Origin of the sequence: Jannaschia maritima (genome assembly GCF_030973515.1) — a bacterium.
GTDB classification, from domain to species: domain Bacteria; phylum Pseudomonadota; class Alphaproteobacteria; order Rhodobacterales; family Rhodobacteraceae; genus Jannaschia; species Jannaschia maritima.
On sequence record NZ_JARGZA010000019.1, the window covers coordinates 48887 to 60132 of the forward strand.

An 11246-nucleotide genomic window follows, 5' to 3' on the forward strand; every position below is an offset into this window, starting at 1 on the left:
GGGCGGCCGGGGCCGGGGTCAGTCGACGGACTTCACCCCGTCCTCGCCCAGGGCGCCCTTCGCGGCCTTCACCACCTCGGCCGCCGTGCCGAACGCGCCGTCGAGGATGGCGTGGAGCACCTGCTGCATCGGGTCCTTCGCGGCGTCCTTCACCTCGATCCGCGCGGGGCCGCCATCGGCGGGAAAGACGGTGACGTGGCCGTAGGGCATGGCCGCGTCGCGGGCGATCGGATGCGCGGCCCCCGGACGCTGATCGATCACCAGCCCGCCCTTGCGACGGTCGATCCAGGTGGCCACGAACGTCGATACCGCCGCCAGGCCGCCGGCGACCAGGATGCACGTCACGATCGCCGACTGGGCCTCGATCGTGCCTTCGGGCCCCGCCCGGACCGGAGGTCCCCCATCAGGCTGTCGGCCATCGCGGCGAACCATCCCATCCGCGCATAGGCGGACAGGTCGGCGGGCCGGTCCATCAGCGCGGCGAAGCCCGCGAAGAGAGGCGCGGCGAAGCTGGTCCCCACGCCGGGGATCGCGCGGGGCAGCGACAGGTCCACGCAGAGTGACTGGCGCGACGTGCCGGGCGTGGACGACGCGATCTCGACCCCGTCGGGCGTGGTGCGGCGCCCCGTGCCGAAGAAGCCCGCCGCGAAGACCGCCGGGCTGGCGGTGGGGGTGAAGATGCGCCTTCGATGGTTGCCCGCCGCCGCCACGACCGTCGCGCCCGATGCGGCCAGCGCCTCCGCCGGGGCGGTCAGGTCGGATCGGGGCAGGCGGTCCAGGAGGTTGCGCCAGTTGCCCCGCCGGGCCGCGCGCGACAGGGCCCAGAAGGAATGGGTATCGTCGTCGGGTCCGGGCCGCCAATCGGCCGTCGCCCGTTCCGCCCGCTGCCAGGCGAGGGGGTCGAACACGTCCGCGAGCGGGCTGCCGATGCCGAAGCTGAGGTTGACGATCGCGCCCCGTTCGTTCGCGGCCCGGGCGAAGGCGTCCGCCATCCGGTCCGGCGCGTAGGCGGTGGGGACCAGAACCAGGCGCGCCGCGGGCGCCACCGCGCCGACGAGCAGGGCGACCGCCGTGCCGTGGGTGGTGCGTGCGGGGTCCGGGTTTGGCCAGGCGAGGGCGCCGGGCGGGAAGGCGTCCGGATCGAAGCCATCGTCTATGATCGCGACCGTGCGCCCCTCGCCCGTCTCGCCCCGCCACCACGCCAGGCGGACGGCGTCCCAGAACGGACCGGTCCGGTCGAGCGTCAGGCGGCGCGTGCCGGGGTCGTAGCGGCGCAGGACGCGGGCGGCGATGTCCGCCCCGCCCAGGGGCACGATGCGCCCGGCGTCGCCGTTCACTTCACCGCGCCGGCCGCCATGCCCTTGATGATGAACCGCTCCAGAAGGATGCCGATGGCGATCAGGGGCAGGATCGCAGCGAAGGACAGGGCGGCCATGGACCACCACGATATGCCCTGGCTGCCGGTCTGGGACGCCACCATGACGGGCAGGGTGTTGGCGTGCGTGGACGTCAGCAGGGCCGCGAAGAAGTACTCGTTCCAGGTCAGGACCAGGGACAGGATGAAGGCCGCAACCATGCCGGGCAGGGCGATGGGCAGGATGATCGTCAGGAACGCGCCCCACACGCCAAGGCCGTCGACCATGGCGGCCTCCTCCAGCTCGGTGGGGATGGCGGCGAACTGGTCGCGCATGATCCAGATCACGATGGGCAGGACCGTCAGCGTGTAGAGCAGGATCAGCCCGATCCGGCTGTCGAGCATGTCGAGCTCGCGGTAGAGGATGAGGAAGGGCAGGGCCAGCACCACGGGCGGCAGGATCAGCTGGCTGAGGAAGAAGAAGCTGATGTCGCCGTTGCGCATCGGCCCGAACCGGTACTGGAACCGCGACAGGCCGTAGGCGGCGCAGGCCCCCAGCACCACCGCCAGGAGGGACGCGGACACGGAGATGATCGTCGAGTTCCAGAACCGGCGCAGGAACTCCTGCCGGGGGGTGGAGACCTGGCCTATCGTGTCGGGCGACAGGCCGAGCGCGCGCCAGCCCAGGCGCTTCGGCTCGAAGTCGACGTAGGGGATCAGGTTGCCCTGCATCACGTCGGGGGCCGCCTTGAACGAGGTCGTGACCGTCCAGTAGATCGGGAACAGGCAGACCACCGCCCAGGCGATCAGCAGGGCGTAGATCCCGACCTTGCCCAGCACGAAGCCCGGTCGGAACGCACGGTCGGCGGGCGCGTCGTGGAAGATCTGGCTGTCGTCGGATGCGGTGGTCATGCGTGCGGCTTCGTCCAGCGTTCGGTGGCCTTCATCAGCACGGTCATCGCGACGACGATCAGCACGAGGTAGATGAAGGCCAGCATCGTCCCGTAGCCCACGTTCGACCGGTCGCGGTATTCGCGGAAGATGAAGCTGGTCACGGTGTCGGTGGCGCCCCCCGGCCCGCCCGACGTGATGTTGATGACGATGTCGGCCAGCTTCAGCTTGAAGATGATGCGGATCAGGATGGCGGTGATGCTGACGGGCAGCATCAGGGGGAACGTGATCTCCCAGAAGCGGCGCCAGGGGGACGCGCCGTCGACCTCCGCGGCCTCGCGCAGCTCGGACGGGATGGCCTGCAGGCCGGCCAGCAGCATGATCATCATGAAGGGGATGAAGGTCCACGCATCCATCGCCATGATCATCAGCCGTGCGATCGTGGGGTCGCCGAAGAAGGACGGCGTGTCCCACCCGAGCTCTCGCGCCAGGCGGGCCATGGGGCCGAAGCGCGGCTCGAACATGGACTTACCGATCATCCACGACACGGCGACCGGCGACAGCATCAGCGGCAGCAGGAACGCCACGCGGAAGAACTTGCGCGCCCGGATGTCCGCGTTCAGCAGCAGCGCCAGCCCGAAGGCGATGACGTACTCGACCCCGATGGCCGCGGTGTAGAGGACCATGTTCCACAGCGCGTTCAGATAGAACGGGTCCGCGAACGCCTGGCGCAGGTTGTCGAGCCCGTTGAACTGCCGCCCGTCGGGCGAGGCGAGGTTCCAGTCGGACAGCGCGATGCCCACCCCGAAGATCAGCGGGAACACCACCAGCGCGCCGACGAACAGGGCCGCGGGCAGCACGAACAGGACGCGCTTGCCTTGCTCGCCCTTCGCGACGACCTGCGCCCAGCACAGCATCGTCGCGAAGAACAGGAACGCATAAAGGGTCGGGCGCCACGACGTCAGGCCCAGATCCAGCGCGCCGGATCGGTCCAGCCACTGGACCAGGGCCACGACGACCAGCAGCGCCAGGCTGCCCCAGATCATCAGGCGGCCCCGGCGCGCGCGTCCGTCCGAGATGTCGTCGTCGGTGACGATGTGCAGGCTCATGCGCGGGACGTTAGCGGGGGCGGGGCCCCCTGCCTAGCCGTCGCGCGCGGGCAGGGGCGGCCACAGCGCGGCCAGTCCGAACGGCGCGGCGGCGAAGGGTTCGAGCGCCACGGTGTCGTCGCCCTCGAACGTGCCGGTCAGGGTCCAGCCCTCAGCGGTCAGGCGGAAGCCTTCGAGGATCTCGGCCGCCGGATCGACGATCCAGAAATGGCCCACGCCCCATTCGCGGTAGACGCGGCGCTCGTCGACGAGATCGCGCCGCCGGGTCGAGGGGGACAGGACCTCGCACACCCAGTCGGGGACGGTGGTGCGATGGGGGACCACCTCGAACGTCGGCATCGTTTCGCGTCGTCAACCGGCGATGTCGGGGGCGAGGACGTCCGGGCCCAGGTGGAGTTCGGGTCCCTCGATGATCGTCCATCCGCCGGGCTCGCCGGGGCCATACTGGAAACGGTAACCGATGAGGCTGGTCGATCCGCTGTTGGCAAGGCCATGCGGCGAAGCGGGGCGGGGTGCAGGTTCAGGGCGCCGTGGATCGGCTCGGCCACCATGCCCGCGGGCGCGGCAAAGACGTCGTCGTAGGTCGCGGGACGCTTGGCGATGCGGTCCAGGCGGGTCATGGTGCAACGATAGTTCGCCCGCCGGCCCGACTCAGCCCTCAGGTGGCCGGGGCGTTCCAGGGCGACGGCAGGGAGGGGTCCCCATGACGGCCATCGAACGGGTCCCGCCCGCGGGCCCGGGCAACTTCGCGCTTCTCCTGGGGGCGAACGCGGTGCTGGGGACGGCGTTGCCGATGATGATCGTGCTGGGCGGCCTGGCCGGCCTCGCGCTGGCACCGACGCCGGGCCTGGCGACGTTGCCGACATCCGTTTCGACGCTGGCGGGGCTGGCGACGGCGCCGCCGTTCTCGCTGCTGATGGGGCGGTTCGGGCGGCAGGCGGGCTTCGTGCTGGGCGCGGCCTGCGCCGCCGCCGGCGGGGCATTGGGGCTGGCGGGCATGATGCAGTCCAGCTTCGCGCTGCTGCTGGTCGGGCACGCGCTCCTCGGGGCGGCGCTGGCCTGCTTCCAGTTCTTCCGCTTCGCCGCGGCGGAGGTCGTGCCCGACCGATGGCGGTCGGTCGCCATCTCGCTGATGCTGACCTCCGGCCTTGTTGCGGCGCTCGCGGGGCCGGAGGTGTTCGCGGCAACCCAAGGCCTGGTCCCGGCGCTGCCCCTGGCGGGGGCGTATGGCGCGATCGTGGGCTTGGCGGTGCTGGGGACCGTGCCGCTGCTGTTCCTGCGCGGGCTGGGGCGGGCGCCCGCGGCGGCGGGCATCGCCGCGCCGCGGGTGGACGTGCGGGCCGTCCTGCGGCGGCGGCCGGTGGCGCTGGCGGTGTTCGCGGGCGCGGTCAGCCAGGGCGTCATGGTGCTGTTGATGGTGCCCACGCCCATCGTCATGGTCGGCTGCGGGTTCGACGCGGCGACGGGGGCCGCCGTGGTCGGCTGGCACGTGGTGGCGATGTTCGCGCCGTCCTTCGCGACCGGGTTCCTGATCAAGCGGTTCGGCGCCACCTCGATCGTGCTGGCCGGGCTGGCGCTGCTCGCCGTGGCCGCGTCGATCGCGGCGGCGGGCCTGACGCTGACGCATTTCTACCTGGCCCTGATCGTCCTGGGGGTGGGGTGGAACTTCGGCTTCATCGGCGCGACCAGCCTGCTGGCCGACGCCCTGGCGCCGGAGGAACGCGCCGCGGCACAGGGGGTCAACGACACGGCCATCGCGTTGGCGTCGACCCTGTGCGCCTTCGCATCGGGCGCGCTGGTGGCGGGGTTCGGCTGGACGGTGCTGACGCTGGCGGCCCTGCCCGTCGTGGCGGCCACGGCGGCGACGCTGTTGTGGTTCGGCCGGGCCGCGCGGGCGGGGGCCTGACCGCCGGAACGGCCGGGGTTGCGGACGGACGGACCGGGGGGTCCGCCCGTCCGCGTGTCGGTCACAGCCCCAAGGACGCCCGATACAGCGCGATCTGGCTGTCGCGGCCTATCTGGTCGGTGATCTCCTCCCAGGCCGCGGCGATGGCGTCCGCCGTTTCCTGCGCGGATCCGTACTGGCCGGCATAGCCCTTCGCCAGCTCGTCCTCTGCCACGGAATAGTACTGGAAGATGCCGGGGATGCGCGGTTCGATGGCGCCGTTGGGGTGGTTGTAGCTGTCCGCGTTGGCGCCGAGGAAGTCCTCGACATAGGCGCGGTCGTAGCCCGCCTCCTCCCATTCCTCGTACTGGAAGTGGCTGTTGCGATAGGGCTGGAACCCCGACGGATAGGCCGACGCCCAGAGCGACAGGTCCTTGCCGCCCAGATGCGCCGCGGCCGACCACGCCGCCTTGTTCCGGCGCGCGTCCTCCTCCGTGCGGGCCATGACGTACACGCCCCAGCCGATATAGGCCAGGTTGGGGGACTCGTTGCGCCCGTCCTCCCATTCGCCGGTCCGGCTGTTCCAGACGCGGTTCGCCGCCGGGTTCGTGCTGAACGCCGCGACCTCGCCCACGACGGAGGTGTCGGAGGTGCGCGCGCCGGCCCCGACGTCGCCCCACCAGGTCAGCCCCATACCCGTTCCGGCCAGGTACTGCTGGAAGGCGGTGGTGCCGGGATCGGCGTTGATCTGGTCGGTGGGATAGGCGCCCTCGGTGGCGATCAGGTCCATCACGTCCTGGATGGCCTGCACGAAGGCGGGGTTGTTGACCCGCGGCGCCATCGTGTCGGGGTCGAACAGCCAGGCCGGGTCGTCGGGATGCTTGGCCATGGGCGTCGCGCGGTCTTCGAGGAAGTAGAAGCCGAAGCCGCCCCAGCCCTTCAGGGGATCGAGGAAGCCGTGCGCGGGCAGGCCCGTCAGCGGGTCGGTCTTGCCGGCCAGGAACTTGGAATGGGCGTTGACCTGGTCCCACGTCTCGGGCGGGCCCCAGGGGCCTTCGCCGCCCGATGCCGCCCAGGCATCCGCGAACTCCGCGTTGTCGTAGTAGTCCTGGCGATAGGCGAAGGTGTGGCAATCGCCGTCGATCGACACGCGGTAGGTCTTGCCGTCCCAGGTGCCCACGGGCGCCTTCAGGTAGTCGACGTAGTCGTCCATGTCGATGATGTCGGCGACCCACCCGGGCATCTCGGACGCCATGCCCCGGCCCAGGACGTCGCCTTCGAACGGCGCGCCCATCTCCAGGATGTCGAAGTCCACCGTGCCCGTCGCGATGCTCTGCTGCAGGCGGGCGTTGTAGTCGGCCTGTGCCAGGTCGATCCAGTTGATCCGCGCGCCGGTGTAATCCTCCCACGCGCGCAGGAAGCCGCGGAACAGGAAGTTGTGGGTGTTCTGGTTGTTGAGCCCCATGAAGGTCAGCTCGACGCCCTCGAATTCGCCTTCCTCCACGGTGTCGCGGGTCGATTGGAGGCACATCTCGCCCACGCGCTGCCAGTCGGCGTCGGTCGGGCTGCCCATGCCCACGCCGGGGATCTTCAGGATCTCGGCGCGCAGGTTGGAATGGCCGTCGGCCATCGCCACGCCCGGCAGGCCGGTGGCGGCCAGGCCGGCGGAGGCGGCGGCGCCCTTCAGCATGGCCCGGCGGTTCAGCTTTCCAGTGCGCAGGAAATGCTCGTAGATGCGATGCTTCATGTGACCCTCCCAGATCGTCGCGCGGCTGTTGGGCGCGGCATGGCCGAACCCTTGCCGGGGGGTCGGGACGTGTCAAGCGGGCCCGTAACCATCCGCACGCATGACCCTTCCGCCGGAGGCGGGGATGTGGGATCCCGCATCAGACATGTACGACCTGCTGACGTCCCCGCCCTATGTGCCGTTCTCCGCCGCCGTGGCGATCCTGCTGGGATTGCTAGCACTGGAGGTGCTGCTCCTGGTGACCGGCGTCTCCCTCCTGGGGGACGCCGACGGCCCCGACGCGGTGGCCGAGGTGCCCGATCTCGGCGCGGCCGAACTGGACGCGCTCGACGCCGGGACCGCCGCGCCCGCGGGGTTCGAGCTGGCCGATGGCGACGGACCGGCCGCGGCCGGGGCCGGGACGGGCCACTGGACCGGGCTGGGCCGGGTCCCGTTCCTGATCTGGCTGACCGCGGCGCTGGCGGGGTTCGCCATCGGCGGCCTCCTGGTGCAGGCGACGGGGCCGTGGACCCTGTGGGTCGCGGTGCCGGTGGCCGCGGCCTCGGGACTGGGCGCGGCGCGGGCCTTCGCCGGCATCTTCGCGCGCGCCGTGCCCCGGTTGGAGACGGCGGCCTTGGACCCGCGGCAGCTGGCCCGCCGGCGGGGCACGGTCAGCCAGGGCACCGCGCGACGGGGGCGTCCGGCCGAGTTGCGGGTCGTGGACCGGTACGGCAACACCCATTGGGTGCGGGCCGAACCCTTGCGCGAGGCCGACGCCATCCCGCAGGGGACGGCCGTGCTGACCGTCTGGGACCGCCGGGCCGCCGCGCTGCGCATCGTTTCGTTGGAATGAAAGGGACCTCGCCATGACCGAGATATTGTCCATCGCCGGCATCGTGCTGGTGGCCCTCCTCCTGGTGGCGCTGATCACCGCGCGGCTGTACCGCCGTACCTCGCGCGAGGTCAGCCTGGTGCGCACCGGCCTGGGGGGCCGCAAGGTCGTGCTGGACGGGGGCGCCCTGGTGCTGCCGCTGTTCCACGAGGTCGCGAAGGTCAACATGAAGACCCTGCGCCTGGAGGTGGCGCGCGCGGGGGATGCGGCGCTGATCACCAAGGACCGGATGCGCGTGGACGTGGGCGTGGAGTTCTACGTCTCCGTGGCGCCCACGGAGGAGGGGATCAGCCGCGCCGCGCAGACGCTGGGCGACCGCACCTTCGACGTCGAGCAGCTGCGCGAGATGATCGAGGGCAAGCTGATCGACGGTTTGCGCGCCGTGGCCGCGCAGATGACCATGGACGAGCTGCACGAGAACCGCTCCGACTTCGTGCAGGAGGTGCAGAACGCTGTGTCGGAGGACCTGCTGAAGAACGGCCTCGGCTTGGAATCGGTGTCGCTGACGGCCCTGGACCAGACCCCGTTCGAGGCGCTGGACGAGAACAACGCCTTCAACGCGGTCGGCATGCGCCGCTTGGCGGAGGTCATCGCCCGGTCCAAGAAGGAGCGCGCCGAGATCGACGCCGACGCCGAGATCGCCGTCCGCGCCGCCGCCCTGACCGCCGCCAAGCGGGGGTTGGAGATCGAGCGCGACGAGAAGGCCGCGTCCATCGCGCAGGTCCAGGAGCTGGAAACGCTGGAGGCCGCGCAGGAGGCGGAGCTGGCCAGGCGGCGCGAGGATTCGATGCGCGAGCGGGAGGCCGCGCGCGTCGCCCGCGAGCAGGCCATCAAGGCCGCCGAGATCGACCGCGACCGCGCCGTGGAGGTCGCGGAGCAGGAACGCCAGATCATCGTCAACCAGAAGTCCGAGGAGGAGAGCCGCGCGCGTGCGTCCGCGGACGCCGCCCGGGCGGAGGCCGAGCGCGCCCGCGAGCAGATCGAGACCGCGCGCACCATCGAGCAGGCGGAGCGCGCCAAGCGCATCGCCCTGATCGACGCCGCGCGGGAGGCCGAGCGCGAGGCGACGCGTCTGCGTTTGTCCGCCGCCGCCGAGAAGGACGCGGCCCAGGACCGCGCCGACGCCCGCCGCGAGGAGGCGCGCGCGGAAGCCGACGCCATCACCATCCGCGCGGACGCCAAGCGCGCCGACATGGTCGCGGAGGCCGAGGGGCGCGAGAAGATCGTCGCCGCCGAGAACGCCCTATCGGCCGAGATCGTCGCGATGAAGCTGCAGATGGCCCGCCTGGAGGCGATGCCGGGCATCGTCGAGCAGATGGTCAAGCCGGCCGAGAAGATCGACTCCATCCGCATCCATCAGGTCGGCGGCCTGACCGGTGGCGCCGGCGGCGGCGCGGGCGACGGCGGCAAGCCCGTCGTGAACCAGGCGCTCGATTCGATCATGGGCATGGCCGTGCAGATGCCCGCCCTGCGCAAGCTGGGCGAGGAGCTGGGCCTGTCGATGGAGAAGGGGCTGTCCGGCCTGGATCTGGACGGCACGGGCGATGCCCGGACCGGCGAGGGACCGGGCGACGACACCCCGTCCGATCCCAAGCGGCTGGACGCGGCGGAGTAGGGGGCGCGGCCAGCAAGGGCGGCGATCCCGGTCCTACACCGTTCGGCAACAACCGTCTGGCCACCGCTTCCCCGCCCCGCTAGCGTCCGGCCACGACCTCGGGGGGGCCACATGGCGAACGTGACGATCCGCGACCTGCGCAAGAGCTATGGCGCGACGCAGGTGATCCACGGGTTGGACATCGACATCCTCGATGGCGAGTTCGTGGTGCTGGTCGGCCCGTCGGGCTGCGGCAAGTCCACGCTGTTGCGGATGATCGCGGGGCTCGAAGGGATCAGCGGGGGCACCATCGCCATTGGGGACCGGGTGGTGAACAACCTGGCGCCCGCGCGGCGCGACATCGCGATGGTGTTCCAGAACTACGCCCTCTACCCCCACAAGACCGTGCGGGCGAACATGGCGTTCAGCCTGCGCATGGCGCGGATGCCCCGGGCGGAGATCTCGGAGCGGGTGGACCGCGCCGCATCCATCCTGGGGCTGACCGAGTACCTGGACCGCTATCCCCGCGCCTTGTCGGGCGGGCAGCGGCAGCGGGTGGCGATGGGCCGCGCCATCGTGCGCGACCCGCAGGTGTTCCTATTCGACGAGCCCCTGTCCAACCTCGACGCCAAGCTGCGCGTCCAGATGCGCACCGAGATCCGCGAGCTGCACCAGCGGCTGTCGACCACGACCGTCTACGTCACGCACGACCAGATCGAGGCGATGACGATGGCCGACAAGATCGTCGTCCTGCAGGGAGGGCGGATCGAGCAGGTCGGCTCCCCGCTCGACCTCTATGACCGGCCGGCCAACGCCTTCGTGGCGAGCTTCATCGGCTCGCCGTCGATGAACCTGATCGCCGCGCGCGGCACGGGGGGCGCCGCCGACGTGGGCGGCGTGACGATCCCCGTGGACGGCGCCCCGGAGGGACGGCCCGTGACGCTGGGGATGCGCCCCGAGCATCTGGTCCTGGGCGACCGGGGCCTGCCTGCCACCGTCAGCGTGATCGAGCCCACGGGCTCGGAAACGCATATCGTGGCCAGGCTGGGCGAAGGCACGGGGGGCGAGGTGACGGCCGTGACCCGCGACCGCCCGGCCGTGCGCCCCGGCGAGACGATCCACCTGATGCCCGAACCGGGCCGCGTCCACGTCTTCGACGCCGACAGCGGCGTCCGTTTGTCCGAACCCGCCTGATCCCGCCCCCGAAGGAGCCGCACCCATGCTGAAAGGCATCGACCCCATCCTGAACGCCGACGTCCTGTATGCCCTGCGCGCCATGGGCCACGGCGACATGCTGATCCTGTCGGACACCAACTTCCCGTCCGACGCCATCGCGCGGGACACCGTCCACGGCGAGCTTCTGCGCATCGACCGACCCATGGCCGACGTCGCGCGCGCCGTCCTGTCGGTCCTGCCGCTGGACACGTTCGTGGACGACTTCGCGGGCCGCATGGAGGTGGTGGGCGAACCCGACACCGTGCCGGACGTGCAGGGGGAGGTGCAGGCCGCCATCGCCGCAACGGGCGAGGACCGCGCGATGGTGCCGATCGAGCGCTTCGCCTTCTACGACCTGGCGCGCGACGCCTATGCGGTGATCCAGACGGGCGAGCGGCGGTTCTACGGCTGCGTCATGCTGCGCAAGGGCGTGGTCGGTCCCGATGAGTGACGTCGTCGTCCTGGGCGTCTTTGTCGCCGACACCGCCTATCGCGCCGACCGCCAGCCGCGCATGGGCGAGACGATCCTGGGCCGGTCCTTCGCGCTGGGTCCGGGCGGCAAGGGGTCGAACCAGGCGGT

The 11246-nt window shown here is 71.3% G+C and carries 11 protein-coding genes; 5 read left to right on the top strand and 6 right to left on the bottom strand.

What is annotated here, in order from left to right; all coding sequences use genetic code 11:
• Positions 1 to 18 precede the first annotated feature (18 nt).
• The 5 genes from P0084_RS15875 to P0084_RS15895 are packed head-to-tail and all read right to left on the bottom strand — an operon-like array spanning position 19 to position 3693.
• Entirely contained in the window at positions 19 to 345 is a 327-nt protein-coding gene (locus P0084_RS15875) for a hypothetical protein (RefSeq protein ID WP_308917857.1), read from the bottom strand.
• Positions 342 to 1337 (bottom strand): S8 family serine peptidase, encoded by a 996-nt coding sequence (locus tag P0084_RS15880; RefSeq protein WP_308917858.1) that lies wholly within the window; start codon positions 1335 to 1337, stop codon positions 342 to 344. The genes P0084_RS15875 and P0084_RS15880 overlap by 4 nt, the downstream gene beginning before the upstream one ends.
• Positions 1334 to 2266, bottom strand: a complete 933-nt coding sequence (locus P0084_RS15885; RefSeq protein ID WP_308917859.1) for a carbohydrate ABC transporter permease — start codon at positions 2264 to 2266, stop codon at positions 1334 to 1336. Before P0084_RS15885 ends, P0084_RS15880 begins: the two co-directional genes overlap by 4 nt.
• Positions 2263 to 3354, bottom strand: coding sequence for a carbohydrate ABC transporter permease (locus P0084_RS15890; protein ID WP_308917860.1), 1092 nt, complete (start codon positions 3352 to 3354; stop codon positions 2263 to 2265). Before P0084_RS15890 ends, P0084_RS15885 begins: the two co-directional genes overlap by 4 nt.
• Before the next feature lie 33 nt (positions 3355 to 3387).
• Entirely contained in the window at positions 3388 to 3693 is a 306-nt protein-coding gene (locus P0084_RS15895) for a Uma2 family endonuclease (RefSeq protein ID WP_308917861.1), read from the bottom strand.
• Positions 3694 to 4057: 364 nt separating this feature from the next.
• On the opposite strand from P0084_RS15895, the gene P0084_RS15900 reads away from it, so the two are divergent.
• Entirely contained in the window at positions 4058 to 5260 is a 1203-nt protein-coding gene (locus P0084_RS15900; RefSeq protein ID WP_308917862.1) for an MFS transporter, read from the top strand.
• A 61-nt stretch (positions 5261 to 5321) separates the two neighbouring features.
• On the opposite strand, the gene P0084_RS15905 is transcribed toward P0084_RS15900, so the two are convergent.
• A complete protein-coding gene (locus P0084_RS15905) occupies positions 5322 to 6986 on the bottom strand; it encodes a type 2 periplasmic-binding domain-containing protein (RefSeq protein ID WP_308917863.1) in 1665 nt (554 codons plus the stop codon).
• A gap of 100 nt (positions 6987 to 7086) precedes the next feature.
• Here P0084_RS15905 and P0084_RS15910 point away from each other — a divergent pair, with 100 nt between their 5' ends.
• From P0084_RS15910 to P0084_RS15925, 4 genes are all read left to right on the top strand, one after another.
• Positions 7087 to 7818: an OB-fold-containig protein gene (locus P0084_RS15910; RefSeq protein ID WP_308917864.1), complete on the top strand. Its 732-nt coding sequence runs from the start codon at positions 7087 to 7089 to the stop codon at positions 7816 to 7818.
• A 13-nt stretch (positions 7819 to 7831) separates the two neighbouring features.
• Positions 7832 to 9472, top strand: a complete 1641-nt coding sequence (locus P0084_RS15915; RefSeq protein ID WP_308917865.1) for a flotillin family protein — start codon at positions 7832 to 7834, stop codon at positions 9470 to 9472.
• 111 nt (positions 9473 to 9583) lie between these two features.
• Positions 9584 to 10645 carry an ABC transporter ATP-binding protein gene (locus P0084_RS15920; protein ID WP_308917866.1) on the top strand — a complete coding sequence of 354 codons (1062 nt, stop codon included), beginning with the start codon at positions 9584 to 9586 and terminating at the stop codon, positions 10643 to 10645.
• Positions 10646 to 10670: 25 nt separating this feature from the next.
• Positions 10671 to 11117 carry an RbsD/FucU family protein gene (locus tag P0084_RS15925; RefSeq protein WP_308917867.1) on the top strand — a complete coding sequence of 149 codons (447 nt, stop codon included), beginning with the start codon at positions 10671 to 10673 and terminating at the stop codon, positions 11115 to 11117.
• The last annotated feature ends 129 nt before the right edge of the window (positions 11118 to 11246 follow it).